We start from the raw sequence: 25797 nt of genomic DNA on the forward strand, positions 1-25797 counted from the left end.
CCTTAGAGATGCTGGTCGGTAGGACTGTCCGGCCCGGCCGGTCGGCCGCGCCGCAGGAGAAGGCCGCAGGCGAGTGCGGCGAGAAGCATGACCGCGGCTCCGACCGCCGCCATGGTGTCGAGGCCGTCGGTGAACGCGACGCGCGCGGCGGACAGCAGCGGGTCACCGATGCGCGCGGGCAGCTCGGAGGCGACCCCGGCCGCACCGCCCAGGGTTTCGCGCAGGGTGTGCGCGGCCCGCGCGGGCAGGTCCGCCGGGATCGCCGTTTCCACCCGGTGTCGATAGACGGCCGCGCCGATACTGCCGAGAATCGCGATCCCCAGTGCGCCTCCGAGCTCGCCGCCGGTCTCCAGCACCGCGGACGCCGCGCCGGCGCGCTCGGGGGTCACCGTGCCGACGGCCAGGTCGGTGACGAGGGTCATCACGATCACCAGCCCGGCACCCAGCAGGCCCGCGCCGATCAAGATCGGGATCAGTGCGTGCATTCCGATCGTGGCCATCACGGCGAAACCCGCTGCGGCGATGATGAATCCGGCGGCCACCACGGGTCCGGCCCCCAGCTTCGGGGCCAGCACGGCGGCCAACGGGGCCGCGCCACCCACGAGAACCGCCGGCGCGAGGCTCCACAGCGCGGAGATGAAGGGGCTCATGCCGAGCACGGACTGCAGATACTGGGTGACGAAAACGGCGTTGCCGACGAGGGCGAACATGGCGAGCAGCTGTGCGGCCACCGATACCGTGAAGGCGCGCTGGGTGAACAGACTCGCATCGAGCACCGAATCGGGAACTCTGCGCTGCCGTCGCACGAACAGGACGCCGATCACCGAGCCGGCCAGCGCACAGGCCAATCGGGCCGCGGTGAATCCGTCGGCCGCCCACTCCTTGATCCCGTAGATCGCGGGCATCACCGCGGCCAGCGACAGGATTGCGCTGACTCCGTCGAAAGACCCGCCACGCGCACCGCGGAATTCCGGCAGCAGCAGCGGTGCCAGTATCAGGAGCAGAACCATGGCTGGGATATTGATCAGAAATACCGATCCCCACCAGAAGTATTGCAGCAGCGCCCCACTCAAGATGGGGCCGATGGCCACGCCGCCGCTCATCACCCCGGCCCACACGGCCATGGCCTTGGCGCGGTCGCTGTCGTGCGCGAAGATGTTGCGGATCAGTGCCAATGTGGACGGCATGAGTGTCGCTCCCGCGATGCCGAGGACACCACGGGCCGCGATGAGAGACTCCGCATTCGGCGCGTAGGCGGCGGCGAAGGAGGCCGCGCTGAATCCGGCCGCGCCGATGAGCAGCAGTCGCCGCCGCCCGATGCGATCACCGACCGCGCCCATCGTCAGCAGCAGTCCGGCGAGGACGAATCCGTAGATGTCGAAAATCCAGAGTTGTTGTGTCGCCGTCGGATTCAGATCGCGTGCGATGAAGGGCACCGCGAAGTAGAGCACCGAGACATCCATGGACACCAGCAATAAGGGGAGGATCAGGACCGCGAGCGCGGTCCATTCCCTGCGACCCGCGCGCCGCGGGAGTTGATCGACCGTCATTTTCGGCTCGCTTTCGAGATCTCGTTTCGGTCGGTAAGACCTGTGGTACAGCGCCGACGACGCGAAGGCTGCTGCGCCGCCCGTCGTCCGGGGCGGCGCGGGGAGAGGGGACGTGTGATCGGGCGTCGCGCTACGGGAGCGGTCTCGAGAGTGAATGCCCGGATTGTTTCGAGCATGCGGAAGCGATGGCCGTCGAAGTCGACGAAGGATCGGCTCACGAGCAAGGCCAGCGTCCCGAGCACATCGCCGGTGCACGATTGTTCCAGCGTGTCGAGGGAGGTGCCGTCCGGCAGTGTCGCAAGCTGCCTCGCGAGCCGACGCTCCGGATGGCCGAGTGTCTTCCAGCTCCCGAGGAGCGCCGCATGCAGTGAGCGATGTCGTTCCACTCCATGCTGATTGCCCACCAGCAGACGAAAGCGGTCGGAGAGCCGGTCCAGAATCTGCTGGGGAGTCATGAACCGGACGCGGGCGGCGGCAAGTTCCAGAGCCAGCGGTATACCGTCGAGTCGACGGCAGATGGCGCTGATGGTTGCGGCATTGTCGTCGGCCAGCACGAAGCCGGGGCGTACCGTGCGGGCGCGATCCAGGAACAATTGCACCGCAGCGGATTCCAGGACGTCGGCAGGCGCGCAGTCGAGGGGTGGCAGCGCGAGCGGGCGGACCGGGAAGAGCGTTTCCCCGTCGATGCCGAGTGGCTGCCTGCTGGTCGCGAGGATTGTCAGGTTCGGGCACAGGCTCAGCAGCTTCGAGATCGCTGTGGCGACATCGCGCCGATGTTCGCAATTGTCGAGCAGCAGTACCGTGCTTCGGCGGCCGATCCGAGCGGCGACGCGACCGAGGGCAGAGTCCTGTGCGACCTGCGGGCCCTCGGCATGAACGAGATCGCCCAGCTGAGCAAGGACAGCTCCGGCTATCGGCTCGAATTCGCCGACCGCGGCCAGTTCGACCAGCCGGCATCCGCCCGACCGGTGCGGTGCCAGCCGGGTGGCGACTTCGACTGCGAGACTGGTTTTCCCGACGCCTCCCGGACCGGTCAAGGTCAGCACACGCACGGCGTCGAGCTGCGCCGCGACCTGTTCCACCTCGTACTCACGCCCGATCAGGCTGGTGATCCTCGCGGGCAGTCGCGAACCGGGTTCGGCGGCGCTGCCGGTCATTTCATCCCGGGCGCGTACGAGCTCGGGGGAAGGCACGACGCCGAGCTCCGCGTGGAGCAGCCTGCGGGTGGCGGCGAACACCTCGTGGGCGCGGCTGTGTTGACCACCGGCCGCAAGAGCCCGGATCACTCTCGCCGCCAAGGATTCCCGCAACGGATGCATCCGCAGTTCGTGTTCGAGCGATACACCGAGTTCCTGTCCGCGATCCGCGGACAGGTAGGCGTCGGCGCGCGCCTCGACCGCATCGAGCCGCAGTTCGTTCCATCGGTCCGCGTGCCAGTAGAGATCGGGAACATCGATCAGATCGGCGAATGCCGGACCGCGCCACAGCAGGAGCGCGGCATCGAGTGTCCGCGCCGCCGTTCCGGTCCGGCCGGCCGCCAGCTGAGCCGTGCCCTCGTCCACCAGGCGGAGGAACCGATGGATGTCGATATTGTCGGCATCGACCAGCAATCGATAGCTCGCTGCCGCGTGTTCCACCACGACCCCGTCCGGCAGCACCGCACGCAGTCGTTTCACCAATGTTTGCAAGGCATTCGCTGGATCTGCGGGCGGGTTGTCACTCCAGATCGTGCCGATCAATGCCGAACAACTCACCGCGCAACCGGGTTCGAGCGCGAGCAATGCCAGCAGCAACCGTACCCGCGGACCACCGACGCGGACCGCCGAACCGTCCGCCGCCGAAACCTGCGCCTCGCCAAGGAGCGCTATCTGCACCATGTTCCTCACTCACCAAGATCTCGAGTGCCGCTATCGCACTCGCACGGCAAGTCTCGCGGTGATCGGGGCCGTTCGAGGAGGACGAAACGTGCCGTCCGCAATGCAGAAAGGTGCCAAATTCCGGGCGATGGAGTCAGTCGCCCCAACGTTGCACGGCGCGACGCGCGGAGCGCACATCCTTGTAGCCGAGCAACGCGGCCTGTCGCGAGCGGGTGAGGACGCCGTCCGCCCGCGCGTTCTCGTAGCGGGTGCGGCGGGCGAGTTCGAGTTCGGCTCGCCAGGTCGTGTCATGTGCTGCCAGCTTGCGTTGCAGCGTGCGCCGACTCATGAACATGCGCGTGGCCACGCCGTCGATCGTGGCCGAATCATCGTGCAGGGCAGCGGAGATGACTGCGGCCAGATGGTCGAGCCAGGTTGTCGCGCGGGGCGGCGGTCCGGGCAGTGTGGCCGCGTATCGTTGCAACACCGCGGCGAGACCCGCGTCCGCGGTGCGCAGCCGGACGTCCAGGTCGGCTCGGCGAAGAGTGATCCTGTCCGCTGGTGCGCCGAATTCGACGTCGCTGGTACCGAATACGCTCACCAGTCCGCGATGATCACGGGGGGCGGCCTGACGGAATTCGACCCGAGCCGGGCTCACCGGCCGCTCGGCGACCAGCCGGCCGCGGGCGAAGATCGCGGCGAGCGCCCACTGCATCGCGAGATCCCGCCCGCGACCGTCCCCGTTGATCATCGTGACCTCGAAACTGACGTCGCGCTCGGTCTCCGGACCCTGTTCGAAACGGAAATTCGTGCTGATCGCGCCCACATACGGACCACACAGAGCCAGTCCCGCACCGACGGTCGGCGCGGTCTTGAAAAGGTAGTCGTACAAACCGACCTGGCCGATCACATACTGCTCGGCAATCCGCACGGCGATATTCGGATCGCCGAGGCAGTGCTCCACCACCTCCCAGACACGCAGATACTGCGTGCTGGGAATCCGATACTCCTCGCCGCCGGCGGCCGTCCAGCTGGGCAGGCCCGACTCGCGCTCGATCCGGTCCGGCGGGAGTCCGGCCGACACAGCGTGACGCAATATCGATATCGGCAGAAGAGCATTGTCCGTGGCCTCGAACGACTCTCCGGACTCCCGGTTACTCATCACCTGACACCCTGCTACCAGCTCAGTTCCCATAGCGGGTGTCAGCATCTCCCGCCAGCGGCCGGCCCGCAACTGTCATCCGCCATGGGTGACGACCACGGAGCGCGAGGCTGCGCTGGACACGCTCGGCGACGATGCTCGTACCGGCGACTTACCACGGGGTCCGATGCGCTCGCGGTGCTTTCGCTGGGGCCGGTGTGGTGGATGGCGGGATTCAGCCCTTGATGAATTCGAGGAGGTCGGCGTTCACCTGGGCGTAGTGGCTCTGATACAGGCCGTGCCCGGCGTCGATGTACTCCTTCAGCACGGCATTGGGCGCGATGTCGACCGTGCGGCGGCTGGACAGGTCGATCGGGATCGACTGATCCTGCACACCGTGCAACAACAACATCGGAACCGTCAACTCCGCGAGCTCGGCACGGGAGTCGGTGTAGGCGGTCGCACGCTGGACCTCGATGGTGGCGACGATCGAGGTGCTCAGGCAGCGCCGGATCTCGTTCTCGATCGTGGCCGGCGATACCCGCGTACCCAGGTGGGTGGCGTAATAGCCCTGCGACAGATCGCTGAACCACCGCGCACGATCGGTTTTCAGGTCGTTGACGGTGGCCTCGATGAGCTCGTCCGGGATCCCGATCGGGTTGTCCTCGGTCTGCCGCAGGAACGGGAGCGTCGCCGCAAGCAGCGCGATTCGCGTGACTCGGTCCGCGCCGTGGCGGGTCAGGTAACGCACCACTTCCGCGCCGCCGCCGGAGTGCGAGACCAGGATCGCATCACGCAGGTCCAGATGCTCGATGAGGCCCGCGAGATCATCGGCGCGGGTGTCGGTGTCGTAGCCGGAGGACGGGCGGTCGGAGCGGCCGTGGCCGCGGCGGTCGAGCAGGACGCACCGGTAGCCGTTGTCGAGGAAGAACGGGACCTGGCGCTCCCACTGATCGCACGGCAGCGACCAGCCGGAGACGAAGACGATCGGCGTACCGGTGCCGTAGTCCTCATAGGCGAGCGTGGTTCCGTCGGTCGGGGTCTGGAAAGTCGGCATATCTGCTGCCCTCCTGCGCTGTTCGGTCCGATATGGCCGGTCGGCCACGCCGCGCACTATCCACCACAACGCTGGCAAAGTGCTGGCATCACGATCGCCGGCGTGATCGGAAGAGGGTGTCTCGCCGCATCTGCTCGACCGCACGCGCGTAATACTCTGTCGTCCAGGCGATCACCGCGTTGGTGGCCAACCTCGGGCACCACGCCCGCTCGGTCTGGGCTTCCAGGTGGCCGGCGCGTTCTGACGGGTCGGCGCCGACAGCTTGCCCACCCGATTCTCAGGAGATTTCGCGTCGTTCCGACAGGTTGCCCATGCGTTCGCCGGCGTCTCCCCCGCGATGATCGGTATCCGCTCCGCGACCCGGACCCCGCCGTTTTCGATACCCCGGATCTTGGCGGGGTCGTTGGTCAGCAGCCGGATGCGTGAGATGCCGGCGGTGCAACGACTGATGCCCCGCCGAGGTACTTCCCGAACGCGGCCGCCACGCCCCGCCGAGCCCTCCCCGGTGAGAAACCAGCGATCAGCGATCAGAAGGTTGGGAGTTCGAGTCTCTCCGGGCGCGCAGAAAGAAGCCCCTGACCAGGTAATACTGGTCGGGGGTTTGGTGATGTGATCGACGTATAGCCTGCGGTGCCGTACGACTCGCCGCGGGTTACATCGCGCCCACACCCGCCGGGGCAGAAAGAGGCTCGTCGGTGTGCGGAATGGACTCGAGTTGCTGTGCGACCCGTCGTGCGGCTCGCTCCAGTGCGGGGCTGCGGTTTCCCGGCCCGTAGCGGCGGGCGGTGAGCACCGCGGCCGCGACCACTACGCCGTGTTCGGTGACCGGGAGGGCGATGGCGCGGATGTCGGGATCGGCGAGACCGTCGCTGCGCGCGAGACCTTCGCGCCGGATGGCGGGAAGCTCGGCGGTGAACGCGGCGGCGGCCGGCGCATCCGCGGCCCGATGCAGCAGCCGTTCGCGGTCGGCATCGTCGGCGTAAGCGAGTAGCAGCCGACCGGCTGCGGTGCGCAATACCGGCCGCGGGGTGTGATCGTCGGCGACGCGTTGCAGCTGCCGGGGTGCACGGGGCCCGGCGTGGTCGAGGTACAGCAGCTGGGTTCCGACGAGTGCGGCCAGTCCGATCGGAACGCGCGCATCGCGGCTGAGCGTTTGCAGCGCACGGTGATCGAGTCCGCCCGGCGGGCCGGGCCGTGCGGCGAGCACACCGAGAACGTGCGGTCGCAGCCCCAGCCGGTATCGCCGTGCGGCTCTGTGCAAGAAGCCGCACCGGCATAGATCCTCGATCAGGTCCTGGGTGGTACTGACCGGCGCGTCGATGGCGGCGGCGATCTCGGTCAGCGTGAGCGGGGGCCGGGCGCGCGCCACCGCGTCGAGAATCTGGTCGGCCCGCATGATGGCACGCTGCTCCCGCATGCCCCACATCTTACGGATATTCGGAACTCGGTGATGATCGGACGGCTCCGGATCAGGCTGGAGGCATGGACGTAATCTCTTCGCAGACACCACAAGATGCCAGCGCAACGGATGCCGGCCCGGAGGGCGTCGCGGCCTCGCTGGCCGGGATATTCGGAACCGATGTCGGCCCGGTCCGCATCGTCGGCGCCGATCCCCTGACACCGTCGGTACACCGGCTGGGTGATGCCTCGGCCGCCGCGATCGCCGCCTTCGGCCAGCAGATCGCCGCGCTCGCGGGCAAGACACCGGTCACGGTGCACACCGATGCCGCCATCGACCAGCTCCGCGCCGCCTTTCTCACCACGCTCAACGGCCAAGGCGCACACGGGCTCGCCGAGGATCCGGCAGCGCTGGGCAACAACAACTTCTACGCCGCCCGCGACAACCGCTGGATCTTTCTGATCACCACCTTCCCGCATCAGCGCGACGCGGTCTGCCGAGTGCTGAACACTCCCCCGTTCGCCGACCGCATCGCCGAGGCCACCGCGCACTGGGACGCATTCGCGCTCGAGGACGCGGTCTGCGCGGCCGGTGGTGTGGCGGCGGTGGTACGCAGCGCCGACGAATGGCGCAGCCTGCCGGTCGGCCGGGACAGCATGGCGCACCCGGTGGTGCGGATCGACCGGATCGGCGAGGCCGAACCGCGCCCACTCCCCGGCGCCCTGCGGTGGCCGCCACTGCAGGGGCTGCGCATGGTCGACCTCACCCACGTGATCGCGGGGCCGGTAGCGACGAAGCTGCTGGCCACGTTCGGTGCGGATGTCCTGCACGTCAGCCGGCCGGACCTACCCGACCCCGTCGCGATGATCGCGTTGACCGGCGGCGGCAAGCGAAACGCCTACTGCGATGTGCGGGATCCGAACCAGGCCGCCCGGCTACGCGAGATCGCCGGTGCGGCGGACGTTTTCGTCGATTCCTACCGCGGGATGGCCGCGCGCGGCTTCGCGGCGCACGACCTCGCCGCGGCGAATCCCGGGATCGTCACGCTCGAATACCACTGCTGGGGTGCGGACGGCCCCTGGGCGGCACGCGGCGGTTTCGACCAACTCGCCTGCTCGGCAACCGGTTTCGCGCTCGAGGAGGCGGTCGACGGCAGGCCCTCACTCCCGCCGACATACCTGCTCAACGACTATCTCGCCGCCTACCTCGGCGCCGCCGGAACCGTCGCCGCACTGCGCCGCCGGGCCGTCGAGGGCGGCAGCTGGCGCGTGCGGGTGGACCTCGCCCGGGTCTGCACCTGGGTGCAGGATCTCGGCTCTTTCGCACCCGAGCGGATTCGTTCCCTGCCTCGCCCCGGCGCCGCATCGGTCCCCGTACACACCGTGCGCGGCCCGCTCGGCACCCTCGTCGAACCGGAGATTCCGATCGAATTCAGCGGCCTGCCGACGCCTACGCCGGGTGCTCCCGCACTACTGGGCACCTCCCCGCTGCGGTGGTGACCGCACAACGACGCGTGGATCGCGGGCAGGGCCCCGTCAGTGCTCTCCTGCGATATCAGCTGTCCCGCAACGGGTTCGAACGCCTCACCGGTGAAGGGCCGACCGCGGCACCGCGGCCGTACCGGCGTCTCGGGCGTCCGGTGCGTCTCGGCGACTCGTGCCCGAGGGCTCGGGATTACTCGCCGCCGGGCACGGTGACGGGCTGGTCCCAGTCGATCTCGTAGTAGTGCGTGTGGCGAAACATCTGCTCCGGGTCGGGGAGGGCAGGCTTGCCCGTCGCGGCGCCTTCGGCCTTGGCCTTGTTCGCACCCCGGGCGCCGGCGGCGATCGCCTCCACCCTGGGGCGGCGAAGCTGCTCGTAGGCGGCGAAAGCCTCGGGGATGGACAGGTCGCGCAGGCAGCGGGCGAGTTCGACGGCACTCTCGATGGCCAGCGAGGCACCCTGTCCGGAGCTTGAGGAGGGCGCGTGAGCCGAATCGCCGACCAGCACGACGCGGCCGCGGTGCCAGGTCGGTACGGACGGCATCAGTTCCATCGGGCCGACAACCGTCAGGTCCTCGGGTGCGGTGTGCGCGAGCAGGGTCTCGCCAGGCAGGTGGCCGGCGTACAGCTCGCGCAGCTGACTCAGCCATCCGGCGGCGGTGGTCTCGTGGGTTTCGGCACTGGTCAGCCGCTCGGGACGCGGGAGACTGGCGAACCAGGCAACGTTTCCCTCGGGGTTCCCGGGGTCCGGGTCGTCCTGGCCACCACGACCGACGCCGAGCAGCGCAGCGGCCGGAACATGGTAGTAGCCGAGGAAGGTCTGCCCGAACGCGAAATACATCATCTCGTGCTTGGTCTGCACATCGCTGCCGCGGGCGATGCCGCCGAAGCTGAGCACACCGCCGTACTCCGGCCCGGGGGCGTCGGCGTCGATGAGCGTGCGCACGGTGGAACGAATGCCGTCGGCACCGATCAGGATGTCGGCCGTGGCGGTGCTGCCGTCGGCGAACGTGGCGGTCACCGCGTCCTCGGTCTGGGCGATCGAGACGAGTTTCTTGTTGTACTCGAAGCGAATTCCGCTCGCTGCCGCGTGATCGGCAAGGGCTCGGAACAGCTCGGCGCGCGCCATAACCTTCGTGCCCGGCAGATCCGGGAAGCCGGCGAACTCGGTGAAGATGTTGCCGCTGGCATCGCCGAAGGTCTGCCCCGGAATCTCGATCCCGAGCGAGTCGAGGACGTGCTCGCAGTCGATGGCGGCCAGCGCACGCTGTCCGTTCGGAGCCAGGCTCAGGCCCGCGCCGACACCGTCGGCGGCGACCGGGTAGCGCTCATAGACGGTGGCGTCGATGCCGGCCTTGCGCAATGCCAGCGCGATCACCGATCCCGCTACGCCGCCGCCGATCACCAAGGCCGTTGTTGCCGTATTCATTTCGTTCTCCTATCCGGTTGCTCCGCGTAGGGGAATAGTAACTACATAACTAGTGTCTTTGCAACTAGTCATTCGGATACTGGTCTTGCTGGATCGGCCGGAGGCTGGTGCGGCCGCAACCTCTGCGCGGATCACCCTCACGGCGGCGGTGGAACTTGTTGCTGACTACTCGGGACGACCGGTGTCCGTCGGTGTGGCCGCTGCGGGTGCCGACCGGGTCGGCGGTGCCGTTGTCATCGACTGCAGTAGTTTTGCTGACTAACCGAAATGGATGGATTAATCGTTCTCAATGTCAATTAAGCTGCAGTACATCGCCAATAATGCAGCCCTAATCTTGATTAGCTTTGAATTTGCTGATGGCGGGTGAATTGTCTACTCTTGCTGGCGTCCGGTCGGATCATCAAAGAAGGATGTCGACAGTGAGCAGTGTTGCCCGGAAGCGGGTCGTGGTTATCGGGGCTGGATTCGGGGGGTTGGCGATGGGATCCGCGCTACGCCGGGCGGGCGTCGAGGACTTCGTCATCGTCGACAAGGGGGAGGAGGTCGGCGGGGTGTGGCGGGACAACACCTATCCGGGTTGCTCGTGTGACATTCCGTCGCACCTGTATTCGCTATCGGCGCGCCCGTACCGCAGCGCGCGGACCCGGTATCCGCAGCAGGATGAGATCCTCGGCTATCTGCGCGATTTCGTTGTGGCAGAGGGTCTTCGCCCGCATCTGCGCCTGGGTGTCGCCGCGCGGGAGGCTCGCTACGACGAGTCCGGCACCTGGACCCTCACCTTCGGCGACGGTGTCGAATTGCACGCGGACGCGGTCATTTTCGCGGTCGGACAGCTGCATCGTCCGCACCTGCCGGACATTCCGGGCCGGGAAGTGTTCACCGGTGCGTCCTTCCATTCCGCGCGCTGGGACCATTCGGCGTCGTTGCGTGGCCGTGCGGTGGCGGTGGTAGGGACCGGATCCAGTGGTAGCCAACTGATCCCGCACGTCGCCGCGGTCGCGGAGCGGGTCGCGGTCTACCAGCGAACGCCGCACTGGGTGCTGCCCAAGCCCCGGGCGGACTTCGGTCCCGTGTCCAGCCGGGCCCTGGCGATACCGGGAATGCACGCGCTGTACCGCAAGGCGTTGTATTACGGGGCGGATCTGACGCTCACCCCGCTACTTCGGGCGGGTTTGCCGGCCGACCTCGCCGAAACGGTCGCCCGGGTCCATCTGCGCCGGCAGGTGCCCGATCCGGGGCTGCGCATGGCGCTCACCCCCGGCTATCCGATCGGCGCGAAGCGAATCCTGTTCGACAGCAGCATCTTCCATGCGTTGCAACAGGAGAACGTTGAACTGGTGACCGATCCGATCCGGCAGATCACGGCCGATGGAATCGAAGCCGCCGACGGGCGGCATCGCCACCACGAGGTCATCGTATTCGCTACCGGATTCCGTGCCTCGGAGTTCCTCGCCCCGATCACCGTCCACGGCCGCGGCGGCGCTTTGCTGGGCGAGCGGTGGACCGACGGGGCGGAGGCATTTCTCGGATTGGCGGTGCCGCAGTTTCCGAATATGTTCCTCATCGCCGGCCCGAACACATTCCTGAGCACGGGCTCGAACCCGGGGATGAAGGAGCGTCAGATCCGGTACATCATGAAATGCCTGCGCTGGCAGGACGAGTCCGGATTGCCGGCGATCGAGGTGAACCCCGCGGCCGCCGCCCGATACCGGCAATGGCTGCACCGAGAACTCGCCTCGACCGTTCTAGGTGCGGAGGTGCCCAGCTGGTACAAGGACGCCACCGGTGCGATCACCAATCCGTGGCCGGCCTCGGCGCGGAAATTCGCCCGGATGACCACCGCCCACCCTGTCGAATCATTCCATGCGGTCGAGGTCAGCGCCCACGGTGCCGTGTGTTGATCGTGTCCCGCTACTCGACGGGCGCGTCCGCCAGCTGCCGTATCCGCTGCATCTCGAGCATGGTGAATCGGCCCATCCGCTGTACGGTCGCCTCTCCGACGCCGCACCGTATCGCATTAGCCCCGGCTTCGAGCTTGCGACGCATCGCCTCGCGGTAGTCGGGATCCTCGCCCGAGGTCATCTCGATGGTCATCATGCACGACGCGAGAACTCGTAAGGCCTCGGCCCGCTGCATGATCCAATCCCTTTCGTTGTGAGAAAGCCCGGTTTCAGGTCGGGGCGGAACCATTTGCGCGATCCCTCGATTCGGTCACCGACCGTTTCGTCCTGTCGCTGGAGAGCCTATCCTCGACCCGGTGTCCTGTGTAGGCCAGGCGGAGGAGCCCTTGTGATCCGGCACGGCAGGCTCCTCCAATCTTGTACCGTCACAGGGAGTATGGCCCGACCGAATGCTATCGCTCGCTCGTCGGCGTCGCCGCGAGCCGGGCTGCGAGGGGAACCGACATGTCCACCGAGCGCAAGACCGAGTTTCGAACAGACATCCCACACTCCGCCAGGATCTGGAACTACTGGATGGGCGGTAAGGACAACTACGAAATCGACCAAGTGGTCGGTGATGCCAGCCTGGAAATCGATCCGGACATCGCCACCATGGCGATCGAAAGCCGCAAGTTCCTCATCCGCGCGGTCACACACCTGGCTCGCGAGGCCGGCATCACGCAGTTCCTGGATATCGGCACCGGCCTGCCGACCATGCGGAACACCCATGAAGCGGCCCAGGAGGTCGTGCCGGAGGCCAAGATCGTCTACGTCGACAACGATCCGCTGGTACTCGTTCACGCCCGCGCGCTGCTGATCAGCGCCACCGATGAGGGAGTCGCCGAGTATGTCGAGGCCGACTACCACGAGCCGGAAAAGATCATCGCCGCCGCCCGCGAGGTCCTGGATTTCGACCTGCCGATCGCGGTGATGTTCATGGGCGTGCTCGGCCACGCCCGGTCGTATGACGATCTACTTCGTATCGTCCACACGATGCTGGCCGCGGCGCCCAGCGGCAGCTACCTCGTGTATTGGGATGGCACCGACGACAGCGAAGCTTACGTGACGCTGTGTGAGGAATACACCAAATCCGGTGGCGTGCCGTATGTTCCGCGCACACAGCGGGAGCTGTCCGCGGTCTTCGAGGGTCTGGAGCTGCTCGACCCGGGCTTCGGGCCGATGGCAGAGTGGGGCATTCCAGCCGGACAGCTCGATCGGGTGCCCAAGATCGCCGCATACGGCGGCGTCGCCCGCAAGCCCTGATGTGCCGGCGCGCAGAGAGGCTGGATCACCGGTCAATCCGGCGGGCGTCGGCGCATGGCCCGACCCGGGAGCTGTCCCTCGGTGCGGGCGATGTCCCACGTTCGGGTGATCAGGGTGCCGCGGTCGTCGATGTCGTTGCTGCGGGGAATGATTCCTGACATATCCCAGCGAGGACCGAGGGTCTGTCCTGCTCGATACGGCAGTGGAAAATATCGGCCTGCTGGGTGAGTTCGCCGGCGAAGCCGTTCTGCGTGCCGAGCCAGTCCCGCTGCTCGGGGGTGAGATCGGCTGCGCACCGCGCTGCAGGGTGCGACGCCACAGTCCATGGCAGTGCGCCATGTGGGCCGAGGTGCTCGACTCCGGGAGCGTCATGTGTCGGAACCTGCCTGTCGAGCCGGCACGGAATTCCGGGGTCCGGTGGCGTTCGTGAGTGCAGGACGATGCCGGCCCGGGCGAGTTGGTGGTAGGGCGCACCCGAGCGCTCGAGTAGTCTTGCTCACCCAGGCGCCGCTGCGCGCCGATCGGGGACACGGACGGGCGAGAGGGCTGGTGTGACGGGCGCGGGGATGGTCGGACTGTTCGCCGGGATCGGCGGACTGGAGCTCGGCCTGCGCGCGCACGGGTGGCGGGCCGAGCTGCTGTGTGAGATCGATTCCGGTGCGCAGGCGGTGTTGTCGGCGCGCTTTCCCGATGTCGAGCTGCACTCCGATGTGACCAGGCTGCGCTCGCTGCCGTCCGGGACCGAGCTGGTGGCGGCGGGGTTTCCGTGCCAGGACCTGTCGCAGGCCGGGCGGACAGCGGGCATTACCGGCTCGCGGTCGGGGCTGGTGGACGAGGTGTTCCGGCTGGTGCGCCGCCGGCGTGGCCCGCGCTGGCTGCTGATCGAGAATGTGCCGTTCATGCTGCAGCTGGGGCGTGGGCAGGCGATGCGGCACATCACCGCGGCGCTCGAGGACATGGGCTATACCTGGGCCTACCGGGTGGTGGACGCGCGCGCGTTCGGGCTGCCACAGCGGCGTCAGCGGGTGCTGATGCTGGCCTCGCGCACCGAGGACCCGCGCCCGGTGCTGTTCGGGTCCGATGCGGGTCCGCGCACCCTCGGGGATCCGGCGTGCGATCCGTGCGGTTTCTACTGGACCGAGGGGGTGCGCGGGCTGGGGTGGGCGGTCAATGCGGTGCCGACGCTGAAGGGTGGTTCGGGCCTGGGGATCGCCAGCCCGCCCGCGGTGCGGCTGCCCTCGGGCGAGATCGTGACGCCGGGCATCGCCGATGCCGAACGGCTGCAGGGCTTTTCGCGGGATTGGACCGCACCCGCGCTGGACGCGCCCGGCGTCCGGTCCGGACACCGCTGGAAACTCGTGGGCAATGCGGTGAGCGTGCGCATGGCGACCTGGGTGGCCGGGCGCCTGGCCCAGCGGGCCGACGATCCGGTCCCCGACGATGTGCCGCTGTCGGGCCACCGCTGGCCCATCGCCGCCTGGGGCCGGGACGGGCGGGCCTACCGGGTCCCGGTGTCGAGCTGGCCCGTGCACGAGCCGTACGAGGATCTGCGCTGGTTCCTGGAGGACGCCCGGCTGCTCTCCGCGCGCGCGACCGCGGGCTTCCTACGCCGCGCGGCCCGGGGCAGCCTGCGCTTCCCGCCGGGGTTCCTCGCCGATATGGAGGTCCATCTCCTGCGCATGGGAGGATTCCCGCAGGAGGCGGCGTGAGCGGAGCGCAGCGGAGCGAACCACCGACACAGTGCGCATCGCGCATGCCGGAGCCGAGCGCCAGCGAGGTGCAGGAATGAGCGAGCGCGGCGAGCTACACGAAGGCCCAGGCAGACCTTGCTCATGCGGAGGAGCAGTGGTGGCGTGAGCAAGGGCATTGAGCGACTTGAAGACCCAGCCGAGCCCTCGCCTGTGTCGGAGAGAAGCGGCGGCATGAGAGAACTGGGCGAGCGGCAGAAGGTGCAGCCGGGCCCTCGCCTGCCGGAGCGAGGCGGCCGCATGAGCATGGGCTCTGGGCGAGCCGAAAGCGCAGCCGAGTCAGGGCCGGAGCATGAACACGCAGGCCCAGCGCTCGTGCCTGGTGGGACAGCATGAGCGCGAGTCGGCCGATCACCGATACCGCGACCAGCGCCCGGATGTCCCGCCAGCGCCGCACGGGCACCGCACCCGAGACCGCGCTGCGCCGTGAGCTGCATCGGCGCGGCCGCCGGTACTTCGTCGACCGGGCCCCGCTGGCCGGGGTGCGCCGCCGGGCGGACATCGTGTTCCCACGCCTGCGCGTGGCGGTCTACGTGGACGGTTGCTTCTGGCACTGCTGCCCGGAACATGCCACGTACCCGAAGAACAACGCGCAGTGGTGGGCGGAGAAGCTGGCGGGCAACGTCGCGCGTGACCGCGACACCGATGCCCGCCTCGCCGCCGCCGGGTGGACCGTGGTGCGGGTCTGGGAACACGAGGACGCGGTCGCGGCCGCCGATCGGGTACAGGCCGCGCTGAGTTTACCCACCCCGTCGACTCCGCAGGCTCCGTCGACCAGCCATCCCCGTTCGCGTCGATGACACATGTTGTCAGAGCAATAGGCAATGATTGAGGTACCGGCCGTTCGGTATGCGGCCGGCAGTGACGAGCCGACGAATCGAGGGCGAGGGCACCGAGCAGGCGCGAGAACCACAACCGGAGCGTGTGACGACGCAAAGGGGGCGAGCGCGATGACATGGACCAAGCGGGCACTGGTGACGCCGAGCGGGCAGGTGTCGCGTTCCGCATTGCCCGTGCCCGAACGCGCCCGGCCGGTGGCGCGCGATCGTACCCGGGAGCTGCGGCTGTCCCTCGCGATCGCGATCGGCCTTGCCGGGATCTGCTACTCGTCGTGGTTACTGGAATTCGTGCTGCCGATCAGGGTGAATCCGGTGCGCACCTTCCTCAGCGAACTCGACGCGAGGGGTCGTCCGTACGCCTGGGTGTTCTCGGTCGCGGACACCGTGACCGGTGTGCTGGCGCTGGTGGCGGGTGTCGCGGGGCTGTACGCGTTCTCGCGGCGCCGGCTGTCCACGGCCGGATGGGCGGCGCTCGCGGTCTTCGGCGCGTCGACGATCGCCGACGCGCGGTTGCCGCTGCGCACGTGCAGGCCGGATCCGTGCACCCCGTCGCATAACGGGCTGTTCCCGCAGTTACATCAGATTCACGCGCTGACCAGCACGGTGGCGGTGACGGCGGTCTTCGTCGCGATGATCGCGTTCAGCGCGGCCGCGTTCCGGTACCGGCGCTGGCCGATACTGCGGCGCAGCGGGCTGTGGATCTTGATCGGAGGGTCCGCGGTGACGAGCTGGATGCTGATCGCGGACAATTTGGCGGGCAACTATGCCCTCGGCATCGCACAGCGCATTCAGATCGGGGCGATCTCGCTGTGGCTGGTCGCGCTGGCCGTGCAGATCGTCGTGGCCGAGCGGGTCGTCAGCGGCGCCGGGCGCGCACGGCCACCAGCGAGCGCGGGGCCGAGGAGGCCATGAAGCCGGATGCGGCCATCGTGACCAACAGCGCCATCATGACTGCGAGGGTGAGGACTTCGCTGACTGTGTTCATGGCTCTACGGTCGCAGCCGCGCCTGTAAGCGGTCCGTGCGAAACATGGGTAAACCCTGAGAATTTCCGCCGAGCCGAAATTCGGTTGGCAGGACCGCGGGCGCCTGGCAGCCTGAACTCTCATACCCCGGTGCGTATGACCACGTCCCGCCGTGGCGTGGAAACCACTCTGCCGACGAAGGGGAAAGTCTTGTCTGTTGCCGTGGTCCATCCCTCGGCCGAGGCGGATGTCCGGCCCGGATCGGTTGTGCCGAACCATGATTCGTCACGGGGGCCGCTGTGGCGCCTGTGGTCCGAACTCCGCTGGTACCGGCCCGTGCTGTTCGGCGGTGCGGCACTGTCCGCGATCGGGATGCTGTCCGACATCCTGCTGCCGGTGATCACCGCGCGGATCGTGGACGGACCCGTCGCCCGCCGCGACTTCGGTGCGATCTGGCAGCCGCTGCTGGTGGTGACCGTCCTGGCCGCGGTGAGCACCGCGACGTCCTGGGCGCGGCGCTGGATGGTCGGGCGTCCCGCCAGCCGGATCGAGGTCGAACTGCGCGCGAAACTCTTTGCGCGCCTGCAGGTGCTGGCGGTCGGGGTCCATGACGGGATGGAATCGGGCCAGCTGACCTCGCGCGCGATCACCGACATGTCCACGCTGCGAAGATTTTTCGCCAATGCCGCGCCCTCGCTGATGTCGCTGAGCGCCACGCTGTGGATCGGGATCGGCCTGCTGTTCGTGTTCAGCTGGCAGATCGGTCTGGTGGAGTTGGTCATCGCGGTGCCGCTGGCGCTGCTGGCGCTGTGGTTCGAGCAGCGGTACGGGCGCGCATCGCGGGCCGCCCAGGACAAGTCCGGGGATCTGGCCACCCTGGTGGAGGAGTCCGCGCAGGGCATCCGGGTGCTCAAGGCCTTCGGGCGCGGCCCGTGGTTCGGCGAGCGGTTCCGGGGCGAATCGCTTGCGCTGCGCCACCTCGAGCTGGCCAAGGTGCGGCTGGAGGCCCGGCTGTGGTCGTCGCTGAACGCGCTGTCGATACTGGGGATCGCGGCCGCGCTGGCCATCGGCGGCTATCTGCTTGCCCGGCACGCGATGTCGCTGGGCACGCTGATCGCGGGCATCTCGCTGACCACCTATCTGCAGTGGCCGATCATGGGTATGGGCTTTCTGCTCGCGGAGCTGAACCACGCGCGCACCGCCGCCGAGCGGTACTGGGAGGTGATCGACACCCCGGTCGACATCGCCGATCCGGGGCGGCCCGAGCCGCGCCCGGAGGCGCTGCGCGGCGAATTGTGGTTCGACGACCTGGTATTCGGCTTCCCCGACGGTAAAATCGAACTGCTGCGGCATATTTCGCTGCGCATCCGGCCCGGTGAGACCGTCGCCGTGGTCGGCGCGACCGGCAGCGGCAAGTCGGCGCTGCTGGGGCTGGTGCCGCGGCTGTTCGATGTCCACTCCGGTGCGGTGCGCATCGACGGGATCGATATCCGGGCGCTGCGCCTGGCCGACCTGCGGTCCATGGTGTCGGTCGCCTTCGAGGATCCGGTGCTGTTCTCCGCGAGCGTGCGGGAGAACATCACCCTGGGCAACCCGCGGGCCACGCCCGAGCAGATCGACGCGGCCCTCGAGGTGGTCTGTGCCACCGAATTCGTGGGCAACCTGCCGTGGGGGCTGCGCACTCGGATCGGGGAACAGGGGCTGAGCCTGTCCGGGGGCCAGCGGCAGCGTCTCGCGCTGGCCCGTGCGGTGCTGGATCGGCAGCGCGACGCGGGCGGCCACATCGTCGTTCTCGACGATCCGCTCTCGGCGCTGGACGTCTCGACCGAGCGGCTGGTGCAGCAGCGGCTGCGGGCTGCCCTGGCCGGCGCCACCGTGCTGCTGGTCGCGCACCGGCCCTCGACCGCCGCCTGGGCCGACCGGGTCGCGGTCCTGGACTCCGGCCGCATTATCGCGGTCGGCCCGCACGAACAGCTACTGGAGACCTGCCCGCGCTACCGCGAACTGATGGGGGGCGCGCCCGGCGAATGAGACCCGCGGCGCTGCTCACGAAGAACTGCTGAGGAGGTGAAGATGGTATCGGAAATCTCTGCCGCGCAATCGGATTCACGCGGCGGATCGGAGGGGATCGACACGGAGGACGAGGGTGTCCGCCTGCGCGGTCCGGATTCGCCTGCCGCCGTGCCGGATTCGTCCGACGCCGCCGCGAACAGCTGGCGCGGCGTCGCGGCGGAGGAGAACGACGATGCGGAGGTGGACGAGGAGGTCGACCTCGCCCTGGCCGCCCGATCGCGGCGGCTGCTGTGGTCGCTGGTGCGGCCGTATCGGATCTGGATGATGGCCGCGCTGGGGCTGATCGTGATCGACAACGCGGCCATCGTCGCGGTGCCGCTGTTCGTCGCGCGCGGGGTCGACGCGGGGGTGGGCGGCGCGCGGGCCGGGAACTGGGCGCCGCTGGCCGTCGCGGTGGGCGGCGTCACCGCCTGCGCGCTGCTGCTCGCGCTGACCACCTTCGCCTTCGTGCGCGTCTCGGGGCGGCTGAGCCAGCGGGTACTGTTCGACCTGCGGGCGCGGATGTTCGCGCACGTGCAGCGCCTGTCGATCCAGTTCCACGAGAACTACACCTCGGGCAAGATCGTGGCCCGGCTCACCAGCGATCTCGAGTCCCTGCAGGATCTGCTGGAACGGGCCCTCAACGATGCCCTCAGCGCGATCCTGTCGGTGCTGACCATCGCGGTCCTGCTGCTGTGGCTCGACGTCCCGCTGGCGCTGGTGGTGCTGGCCGGATTCGTGCCGCTGGTGTACGTGACCCGCTGGGCGCAGCGGCGCCAGCGCGCGGACTACCGGCGTACTCGCGGCGCGATCGCACAGGTCGTGGTGCATTTCGTGGAGGTCATGGGCGGTATCCGGGCGGTGCAGGCGTTCCGGCGCGAGGATCGCAATGCGGCCATTCTCGGGCAGGAGGATGCGGCCTACGGCAACGCCAACACCGGCGCGCTGCGCGGCATGGCGACCTACATCGGCCTGGCGCGGTTGCTTCAGAACGTCACAACCGTGGTGGTACTGGTGGCCGGTGCGTGGCGGGTCATCCACGGGCACACCGAGATCGGCGTACTCGCGGCCTTCCTGCTGTATCTACGGCAGTTCTACGGCCCGATGGACGAGCTGGCGCAGGTGTTCAACTCGTATCAGTCCGCGGCCGCGGCGCTGGAACGGGTATCCGGTGTGCTGGAGGAGGTTCCGACGGTGCCCGAACCGCGAACGGCGCACCCGATCGGTTCCGTGCGCGGCGAATTGCGTTTCGACAAGGTGTCTTTCGAGTACCCGGCGCGAAAGTCCCAGGGCGATGCGGCACAGCCGGAACGCACCGGGAAAACGCCTGTGCTACCGCAATTCTCGCTGACCATTCCGCCGGGCCAGGTCGTGGCGCTGGTCGGTGCGACGGGCGCCGGGAAATCCACACTGGCCAAGCTCGTGGCCCGCTTCTACGACCCGTCCGCGGGCAGCGTCCGGCTCGACGGCATCGACCTGCGCGAGATCGCCGATGCCGACCTGCGGCGCGCCGTCGCGATGGTGACCCAGGAGTCGTACCTCTTCTCCGGCTCGGTGGCCGACAACATCCGCCTGGGCAAGCCCGAGGCCACCGACGCCGAGATCCACGCCGCCGCACGGGCGGTCGGGTTCTACGACTTCGCGATGTCGCTGCCGGACGGGTTCGGCACCGATGTGCGCAAGCGCGGCGGGCGGCTGTCCGCGGGACAGCGCCAGCTGGTCGCCTTCGCCCGGGTGTTCCTGGCCGATCCGGCGGTGATCGTGCTCGACGAGGCCACCTCGAGCCTCGACATCCCGGGCGAGCGGCAGGTGCAGCGCGCGCTCGAGACGGTGCTGCGCGATCGGACCGCGGTCATCATCGCCCACCGCCTGTCCACGGTCGCCATCGCGGACCGGGTGCTGGTGGTGGACGGCGGCCGCATCGTCCAGGACGGTCCGCCGCACGAATTGACATCCGGAACCGGGCACTTTGCCCGATTGCACAGCGCGTGGCAGGAGTCGCTGGTCTGACGTTGCCGACGTTTGCTGGTCCCCGCGGGCCGGGCCGCGACCAGGACCGGATGCGGGCAGGGCAATTGTCGGCACGGCGCTCCCCGCCGCGCGGTTCGCCCGTGGGATGCCGCACTGCCCGGCCGGGACGTCGCCTACGGTAGAGGGGTGACGAATCCAGCCCAGGGCACCTCGCAAGCCGCCCCGGTGAACAACGGGGACGCGGACGCGGCGCCCCCGGCATCACGGTGGCCCGCGATTCTCACGTGGCGGGCGCACAACGGGCACCGCATGGAGTCCGCGCGGGTCGTCCTGACCGGCAACCGGATCCGCGCCTCCGGCCGGATCATCGCCGGCGAATGCGCGGACCACCCGGCCTTCAGCGCCTCGTACGACCTGACCACCGACGAGAACGGGATGACCAAGCGCCTGTCGCTGCGCAGCACCGTCTCGGCGGGCGAGCGGCACGCCTCCATCGCGCGCGACGCGGAGAGCTACTGGCTCATCGATGCGGGCGGCACCCACGTGCGCTCGACCTTCGCCGGGGCGCTCGATGTGGACGTGGTGCTGAGCCCCTTCTTCAATACGCTGCCCATCCGCCGCCACGGGCTGGCCCATTCCAGCGGCGACGTCGAGGTGCCGGTGGTCTACGTGCGGCTGCCGGATCTGCTGGTGCAGGAGGCGAGCCTGACCTACTCGGCCGGCCCCGACGGTATTCACGTGCTGTCCCCAGTCTCGAGCGCGACAGTCACCGTGGATTCCGACGGAATTCTTCTCGACTACCCAGGCCTGGCCGAGCTGATCTGAAGGCGGGATCCCACGGCGGTTTCCGCCCGCGCGGACGCTGCATTCGGTGCGCAATCGCCAGACCAGGATTAGTCCAGCGCCCGGATCACGCCGTGGCGCTGCCCGGCCGATCGGGGCCACTCCAGCCACTTCGTGATCGCCCAGGCGAATGCCCGTGATCTCCAAGCGTTGCAGCGTGTCGTAGCGCGTGCGTGCGCTGGAACCGGCCTGCAGTCGGCAGGCCGGGACTGGTCGAGCGCTCGGATGACCCCGCCGCGCTGCCCCGCCTCCCGGAGTCGTTCCAGCCAGTCGGCGCGTAGGCCACTGGAACTGGCCCTCAATCGGCGGCTCGGGACCTTCAGCCCAGCGCCCGGCCGCTTGGAACGGGCCCGCGATCGGCAGGCCGAGATCAGTCCAGCGTGCGGATGACCCCGCCGCGTTGCCCGGCCTCCCGGAGTCGTTCCAGCCATTCGTGATCGCCCGGGCGAATACCGGTGATCTCCCAGCGCTGCAGCGTGTCGTAGCGCGCGCGTTCGCTGTACCCCGCGTCGACGAGCTCGCCGAGAACCCCGTCCGCGGCGAGGCTGTCCCGCGCGGCGCCCAGCAGGCGCAGAGTGTCGTCGAGCGCGTCGAGCAGGGCTTCGGCATTCGGCTCGCAGATGGCCCGGACCAGGTCTGCCGCGGTGGCCGCGACCCTGGTGCCGTCGCGGAACGATCCGGCCGCCAGCCCGAGGGCCAGATCGCCGCCGCCCGCTCCCGTCACCGCCAGGGCCTCTGCCAGCACGTGCGGCAGGTGGGAGATACGCGCCACGGCCCGGTCGTGTTCGGCCGCGACGACCGGTACGAGGTAGGCGCCGCAGTCCAGCGCGAGGCGCGCCACCCGCGCCCATGCCTGCGCATGGGTGCCCGGATCCACCCCGATCGCCCACGCCGCGCCCTGGAAGAGCTCGGAAGTCGATGCGGCCCAGCCGGATTCGGAGGTCCCCGCCATCGGGTGCCCGCCGACGTACCGCGCGCCGAGTTCATTTTCGCCCACCGCCGCGGCCACCGGCGCCTTCACGCTCACCACATCGGTGAGGACGCAGCCCGGGGCGAAGAGCTTGATGTCCGACAGAATCGAGTCGATGGCGGGCATTGGAACGCCGATCACGATCAGCGCGTCGTCCGCGGCGGCGCGGCGCAGCACCGTCTCGATATCGTCGGTGACGTCGAATCCGTCGGCCTGCGCGGCCTTGGCGCCCGCGGGGGATCGGTTGTATCCCCAGGCCTCATATCCGGCCCCGGCGGCGGCGCGCAGCACCGATCCGCCGATCAAACCCGTTCCCAGCACGCATATCGCGGATTTCCGGTCGAGGATCACCACACCAGATTCGCATACGACTTCAACATTTGTGCCGAAGCGGACTACCGTTGCGGCCATGGCAGCACAGCGCTCGGGCACGAATAGGGCGGCGTCGGACGAATACGACGACGTGGAGGGGTTCGCAGTGGCGGTTGTCCGCGAAGAAAGCACCTGGCGATGCACCCAGCTGAGCCCGGCCGCAGTGGTGTCCCTGACCGATGCCGAGAACGAGTTGCGCGCGCTGCGCAGCACGGGCGCGGTGTTCGGGCTGCTGGATGTCGACGATGAATTCTTCATCGTGCTGCGGCCCGGCCCGACCGGTTCCCGCCTGCTCATTTCGGATGCCACCGCCGCTATCGATTACGACATCGCCGTGGACGTGCTGGAGGCATTGAACGTCGAGATTCCCGATATCGACCCCGACGAGCTCGACGACGTCGAGCCCTGGGAGGAGGGCGATCTCGGCGTGCTGTCCGATCTGGGCCTGCCCGAGCCGGTGCTGAGTGTCATCCTCGCCGAGACCGACCTGTACCCGGACGAGCAGCTCGGCATGATCGCGCAGCGCCTGGGTTTCGCCGGCGAATTCGCCGCGGTCCTGGACAAGCTGCCCCGCTGACGGTGCAATCCCGGGCCGCGGCCGACGAGGACATGATCCGCGCGGCCCTGTCTGCGGCGCGGGCGGCCGATCCGCGCGACGTTCCCGTCGGTGCGGTGGTGTTCGACGCCTCGGGCCGGGAGCTGGCGCGCGCCGCCAACGCCCGCGAGGCCCTGGGCGACCCCACCGCGCACGCCGAGGTGCTGGCGTTGCGGGCCGCGGCCGCGGTGGTGGGCGACGGCTGGCGGCTCGAGGGCGTCACCCTCGCGGTGACCCTGGAACCGTGCACGATGTGCGCGGGCGCCCTGGTACTCGCGCGCGTGCAACGGCTGCTCTTCGGGGCCTGGGAGCCCCGCACGGGTGCGGTCGGCTCGCTGTGGGATGTGGTGCGTGACCGTCGTCTCAATCATCGCCCCGAGGTCCGCGGCGGCATCCTCGAATCCGATTGTGCCGCAACGCTGGACGCCTTTTTCCGCACCCAGCGCCCGTGAGTCCCTATCCAGGCGATTTCGGTTCCTCGGGGTATTCCGGTACAGTCACCTGCGGTGGCGTGTCCGAGCGGCCTAAGGAGCACGCCTCGAAAGCGTGTGAGGGGTAACCCCCCTCCGAGGGTTCAAATCCCTCCGCCACCGCTTCGGCCCCTCGCCTGAGTCACCAGGTGAGGGGCTTTTTTCTTCCCCGCAGAACTCACGCCCCGCGTCCTTGCCCACATTTTGCCCACTCTCCTCCGCGCCGTGCCCACGATCCTTCGACGCGTAGGCCGCATCCATCGCCCGCGCCAGCTTGTCCAGGTCGTCATCGAACAAGTCGGCGTACGTGTTGAGCGTTTCCTTGGCGTCCCGGTGCCCGAGCATCCGCGCAAGCGCCAGCACGTTCGCCCCTGCCGACACGGCCAAGCTCGCGGCAGAGTGCCGAAGATCATGCGGGGTGACCGGTTGCACCTTCGCCCGCTTCACGGCGCCAGTGAACCAGCCGTCCTCGGTCTTCGGACGTGGCAGGAACTTGGTCGGGTCGTCCGGGTGCGGGAATACCAGTGCGTCCGGTTCGCGGCCCTTCACATGCTTGGCCAGCTCCACCAGTAGGAATTGTGGAACGGGCACAGTGCGAATCTGTTTTCCCTTGGTCTGGCCTTCGGCGTGTTCGACACCGAGTTGGACTGCGTTGTTCTCCACCGTGATCCGGCTGCGCACGAAGTCGATGTCCCGGACGCGCAGTGCGATCAGCTCACCCCAGCGCGGTCCGACAAACGCCAGCATGAGTACCAGGAGCCGGTGTCGACCGGACTCCTTCGCCAGCCGCTCAACATCATCGGCAGTCAGGTAAACGTGCCGCTTCTTTACCTTGTCCGGCAGATTTTCGACGCCGCGCGCCGGATTCGTTGGGAGCCGTTTGGCCTTAACGGCCCCGTCCAGGATCCCTGCCAGGACGCCATACGCTCGGATGATGGTCGTTGCCCCGTTGCTCGTCTTGCGGCCCTTGGTCGCGTTCTCAGCGGCCCTTTCCATTGCGGCCAGACACATATCGGTACCGGTTCGATCTCCACGCGATAGGTCGGGTCCCATAGGACCAGGGCGGCAAGGAATATCTCGATCACATCGGCAGAGGCAGTATGCGTGAGCGCGAGATGTTTTGGCCCGTCGCCGATGCCGGCATGTACCACCCGGCGCGGCAGTCTCGGAGTGGTCGGTTTATCCATCGCGCATGTCCTCCTGGTCCTGGGCGTGCTTCAATCGCATTCCTCTCCGGCACGCTCGGGCCGGAGAGGTACGACGGTCGGGAGAGGACCGACCCGCGATTTCCGCACGCAGTCCTGCGTGCAGAACACCTGGTCCCCGCGCCTGTGCGGCATGCCCCTGATCTCTTCGCCGCACCAGTCGCACCAGTCGTCGTCGGGGTTCGGGCTGCTCATCGGCGCAGCCCTCGCGGCTTCAGGACACCCGCGTTGATCAGGGTGTAGCGCGCTTCGCGTTTGCGTGCACACCTGTCGATGCTGCATTCCTGGTGTTCCTGCATGTCGGTGTGCGCTTGTGCAATGGTGGGCATCTCGGGGCGTGCGCCGCATGGCCACACCGGAGGCAGCATGATCTGCCGATCCGGCCGCCTCGGTGGTGTTTCCGGGCGAGGACCGAAGGGCGTGATGGACTCCTCGCGTTCGTACCGGATCTCGGACCAGGCGATGAGCGCCGCGCAGATCAGGGCCATGCCAACTACCCAGAGCAGGAATGCAAGACCACCCACGCCGATACCTCCCTACGTCGTCACTGGAAGGCACCCGCCGCCGCGGTCGGGGGTCTGCACGTCGGCGGGGCCACTTTCCAGCGTTGCCGCTGGGCGAGCCGAAGCGATATGCATTCGCGTCCACAAGC

Annotated in this window: 20 protein-coding genes, 1 tRNA gene and 2 pseudogenes; 12 read left to right on the forward strand and 11 right to left on the reverse strand. The window is 68.5% G+C overall.

The features are described 5' to 3' along the window. Window positions 1–2 precede the first annotated feature (2 nt). The 6 genes and pseudogenes from KO481_RS01895 to KO481_RS01925 all read right to left on the reverse strand — a co-directional run bounded on the left by KO481_RS01895 (window position 3) and on the right by KO481_RS01925 (window position 7021). Window positions 3–1550, reverse strand: coding sequence for an MFS transporter (locus tag KO481_RS01895; protein WP_215915167.1), 1548 nt, complete (start codon window positions 1548–1550; stop codon window positions 3–5). Beyond that, window positions 1547–3427, reverse strand: coding sequence for an ATP-binding protein (locus KO481_RS01900; RefSeq protein ID WP_215915168.1), 1881 nt, complete (start codon window positions 3425–3427; stop codon window positions 1547–1549). The genes KO481_RS01895 and KO481_RS01900 overlap by 4 nt, the downstream gene beginning before the upstream one ends. A 133-nt stretch (window positions 3428–3560) precedes the next feature. Then, complete coding sequence (locus tag KO481_RS01905; RefSeq protein ID WP_215915169.1) at window positions 3561–4568, reverse strand: AraC family transcriptional regulator ligand-binding domain-containing protein; 1008 nt, start codon at window positions 4566–4568, stop codon at window positions 3561–3563. A gap of 214 nt (window positions 4569–4782) precedes the next feature. Beyond that, on the reverse strand, window positions 4783–5604 hold the full coding sequence (locus KO481_RS01910; protein WP_215915170.1) for an alpha/beta fold hydrolase: 822 nt from the start codon (window positions 5602–5604) through the stop codon (window positions 4783–4785). Window positions 5605–5725: 121 nt separating this feature from the next. Beyond that, window positions 5726–5842 (reverse strand): annotated as a pseudogene (locus KO481_RS44640) (hypothetical protein); the annotation flags it as partial. Between the two features lie 414 nt (window positions 5843–6256). Beyond that, complete coding sequence (locus tag KO481_RS01925) at window positions 6257–7021, reverse strand: IclR family transcriptional regulator (protein WP_215915172.1); 765 nt, start codon at window positions 7019–7021, stop codon at window positions 6257–6259. A gap of 65 nt (window positions 7022–7086) precedes the next feature. Here KO481_RS01925 and KO481_RS01930 point away from each other — a divergent pair, with 65 nt between their 5' ends. Then, window positions 7087–8502, forward strand: coding sequence for a CoA transferase (locus KO481_RS01930; protein ID WP_215915173.1), 1416 nt, complete (start codon window positions 7087–7089; stop codon window positions 8500–8502). A 175-nt stretch (window positions 8503–8677) separates the two neighbouring features. Here the strand turns inward: KO481_RS01930 and KO481_RS01935 are convergent, their stop codons facing one another. Next, the gene (locus tag KO481_RS01935; protein WP_215915174.1) at window positions 8678–9913 is read right to left on the reverse strand and encodes an FAD-dependent oxidoreductase; all 1236 of its coding nucleotides are present in this window, start codon (window positions 9911–9913) and stop codon (window positions 8678–8680) included. Between the two features lie 419 nt (window positions 9914–10332). On the opposite strand from KO481_RS01935, the gene KO481_RS01940 reads away from it, so the two are divergent. Further along, the gene (locus tag KO481_RS01940) at window positions 10333–11814 is read left to right on the forward strand and encodes a flavin-containing monooxygenase (protein WP_308166238.1); all 1482 of its coding nucleotides are present in this window, start codon (window positions 10333–10335) and stop codon (window positions 11812–11814) included. A 10-nt stretch (window positions 11815–11824) separates the two neighbouring features. On the opposite strand, the gene KO481_RS01945 is transcribed toward KO481_RS01940, so the two are convergent. After that, complete coding sequence (locus KO481_RS01945) at window positions 11825–12049, reverse strand: hypothetical protein (protein ID WP_215915176.1); 225 nt, start codon at window positions 12047–12049, stop codon at window positions 11825–11827. Window positions 12050–12318: 269 nt separating this feature from the next. Here KO481_RS01945 and KO481_RS01950 point away from each other — a divergent pair, with 269 nt between their 5' ends. The 7 genes from KO481_RS01950 (at window position 12319) to KO481_RS01980 (ending at window position 21515) form a co-directional block, all read left to right on the forward strand. Further along, a complete protein-coding gene (locus tag KO481_RS01950; protein ID WP_215915177.1) occupies window positions 12319–13116 on the forward strand; it encodes an SAM-dependent methyltransferase in 798 nt (265 codons plus the stop codon). A 566-nt stretch (window positions 13117–13682) separates the two neighbouring features. After that, window positions 13683–14825, forward strand: a complete 1143-nt coding sequence (locus tag KO481_RS01955; RefSeq protein WP_215915877.1) for a DNA cytosine methyltransferase — start codon at window positions 13683–13685, stop codon at window positions 14823–14825. A gap of 371 nt (window positions 14826–15196) precedes the next feature. After that, on the forward strand, window positions 15197–15664 hold the full coding sequence (locus tag KO481_RS01960) for a very short patch repair endonuclease (protein WP_215915178.1): 468 nt from the start codon (window positions 15197–15199) through the stop codon (window positions 15662–15664). Window positions 15665–15814: 150 nt separating this feature from the next. Next, complete coding sequence (locus tag KO481_RS01965) at window positions 15815–16615, forward strand: DUF998 domain-containing protein (protein WP_215915179.1); 801 nt, start codon at window positions 15815–15817, stop codon at window positions 16613–16615. A gap of 262 nt (window positions 16616–16877) precedes the next feature. Next, on the forward strand, window positions 16878–18698 hold the full coding sequence (locus KO481_RS01970; RefSeq protein ID WP_245400226.1) for an ABC transporter ATP-binding protein: 1821 nt from the start codon (window positions 16878–16880) through the stop codon (window positions 18696–18698). 42 nt (window positions 18699–18740) lie between these two features. Further along, complete coding sequence (locus tag KO481_RS01975) at window positions 18741–20729, forward strand: ABC transporter ATP-binding protein (protein WP_215915181.1); 1989 nt, start codon at window positions 18741–18743, stop codon at window positions 20727–20729. A gap of 186 nt (window positions 20730–20915) precedes the next feature. Next, window positions 20916–21515: a putative glycolipid-binding domain-containing protein gene (locus tag KO481_RS01980; protein WP_215915878.1), complete on the forward strand. Its 600-nt coding sequence runs from the start codon at window positions 20916–20918 to the stop codon at window positions 21513–21515. A gap of 388 nt (window positions 21516–21903) precedes the next feature. Here KO481_RS01980 and KO481_RS01985 read toward each other — a convergent pair whose 3' ends face one another. Then, window positions 21904–22854: a prephenate dehydrogenase gene (locus KO481_RS01985; protein ID WP_308166239.1), complete on the reverse strand. Its 951-nt coding sequence runs from the start codon at window positions 22852–22854 to the stop codon at window positions 21904–21906. A 58-nt stretch (window positions 22855–22912) separates the two neighbouring features. Between KO481_RS01985 and KO481_RS01990 the strand changes: the two genes are divergently transcribed. The 3 genes from KO481_RS01990 to KO481_RS02000 all read left to right on the forward strand — a co-directional run bounded on the left by KO481_RS01990 (window position 22913) and on the right by KO481_RS02000 (window position 24063). Further along, a complete protein-coding gene (locus KO481_RS01990) occupies window positions 22913–23452 on the forward strand; it encodes a tRNA adenosine deaminase-associated protein (protein ID WP_215915183.1) in 540 nt (179 codons plus the stop codon). Between the two features lie 32 nt (window positions 23453–23484). Beyond that, a complete protein-coding gene (locus KO481_RS01995; RefSeq protein ID WP_215915879.1) occupies window positions 23485–23922 on the forward strand; it encodes a nucleoside deaminase in 438 nt (145 codons plus the stop codon). A 53-nt stretch (window positions 23923–23975) separates the two neighbouring features. Then, window positions 23976–24063, forward strand: a tRNA-Ser gene (locus KO481_RS02000). 228 nt (window positions 24064–24291) lie between these two features. Here the strand turns inward: KO481_RS02000 and KO481_RS02005 are convergent. After that, window positions 24292–24993: pseudogene (locus KO481_RS02005) on the reverse strand (tyrosine-type recombinase/integrase); the annotation flags it as partial. Between the two features lie 343 nt (window positions 24994–25336). Next, window positions 25337–25669, reverse strand: coding sequence for a hypothetical protein (locus tag KO481_RS02010; protein WP_215915991.1), 333 nt, complete (start codon window positions 25667–25669; stop codon window positions 25337–25339). Between the last annotated feature and the right edge of the window lie 128 nt (window positions 25670–25797).

The sequence above is a fragment of the Nocardia albiluteola genome (assembly GCF_018860155.1).
Classification (GTDB): domain Bacteria; phylum Actinomycetota; class Actinomycetes; order Mycobacteriales; family Mycobacteriaceae; genus Nocardia; species Nocardia albiluteola.

Coding starts and splice junctions, on each gene's coding strand:
- KO481_RS01955 (WP_215915877.1), top strand. CDS start 13,683: ATGGTCGGACTGTTCGCCGGGATCGGCGGACTGGAGCTCGGCCTGCGC.
- KO481_RS01950 (WP_215915177.1), top strand. CDS start 12,319: ATGTCCACCGAGCGCAAGACCGAGTTTCGAACAGACATCCCACACTCC.
- KO481_RS01905 (WP_215915169.1), bottom strand. CDS start 4,568: ATGAGTAACCGGGAGTCCGGAGAGTCGTTCGAGGCCACGGACAATGCT.
- KO481_RS01995 (WP_215915879.1), top strand. CDS start 23,485: ATGATCCGCGCGGCCCTGTCTGCGGCGCGGGCGGCCGATCCGCGCGAC.
- KO481_RS01960 (WP_215915178.1), top strand. CDS start 15,197: ATGAGCGCGAGTCGGCCGATCACCGATACCGCGACCAGCGCCCGGATG.
- KO481_RS01910 (WP_215915170.1), bottom strand. CDS start 5,604: ATGCCGACTTTCCAGACCCCGACCGACGGAACCACGCTCGCCTATGAG.
- KO481_RS01945 (WP_215915176.1), bottom strand. CDS start 12,049: ATGCAGCGGGCCGAGGCCTTACGAGTTCTCGCGTCGTGCATGATGACC.
- KO481_RS01975 (WP_215915181.1), top strand. CDS start 18,741: ATGGTATCGGAAATCTCTGCCGCGCAATCGGATTCACGCGGCGGATCG.
- KO481_RS01895 (WP_215915167.1), bottom strand. CDS start 1,550: ATGACGGTCGATCAACTCCCGCGGCGCGCGGGTCGCAGGGAATGGACC.
- KO481_RS01990 (WP_215915183.1), top strand. CDS start 22,913: ATGGCAGCACAGCGCTCGGGCACGAATAGGGCGGCGTCGGACGAATAC.
- KO481_RS01900 (WP_215915168.1), bottom strand. CDS start 3,427: ATGGTGCAGATAGCGCTCCTTGGCGAGGCGCAGGTTTCGGCGGCGGAC.
- KO481_RS01925 (WP_215915172.1), bottom strand. CDS start 7,021: ATGCGGGAGCAGCGTGCCATCATGCGGGCCGACCAGATTCTCGACGCG.
- KO481_RS01965 (WP_215915179.1), top strand. CDS start 15,815: ATGACATGGACCAAGCGGGCACTGGTGACGCCGAGCGGGCAGGTGTCG.
- KO481_RS01935 (WP_215915174.1), bottom strand. CDS start 9,913: ATGAATACGGCAACAACGGCCTTGGTGATCGGCGGCGGCGTAGCGGGA.
- KO481_RS01930 (WP_215915173.1), top strand. CDS start 7,087: ATGGACGTAATCTCTTCGCAGACACCACAAGATGCCAGCGCAACGGAT.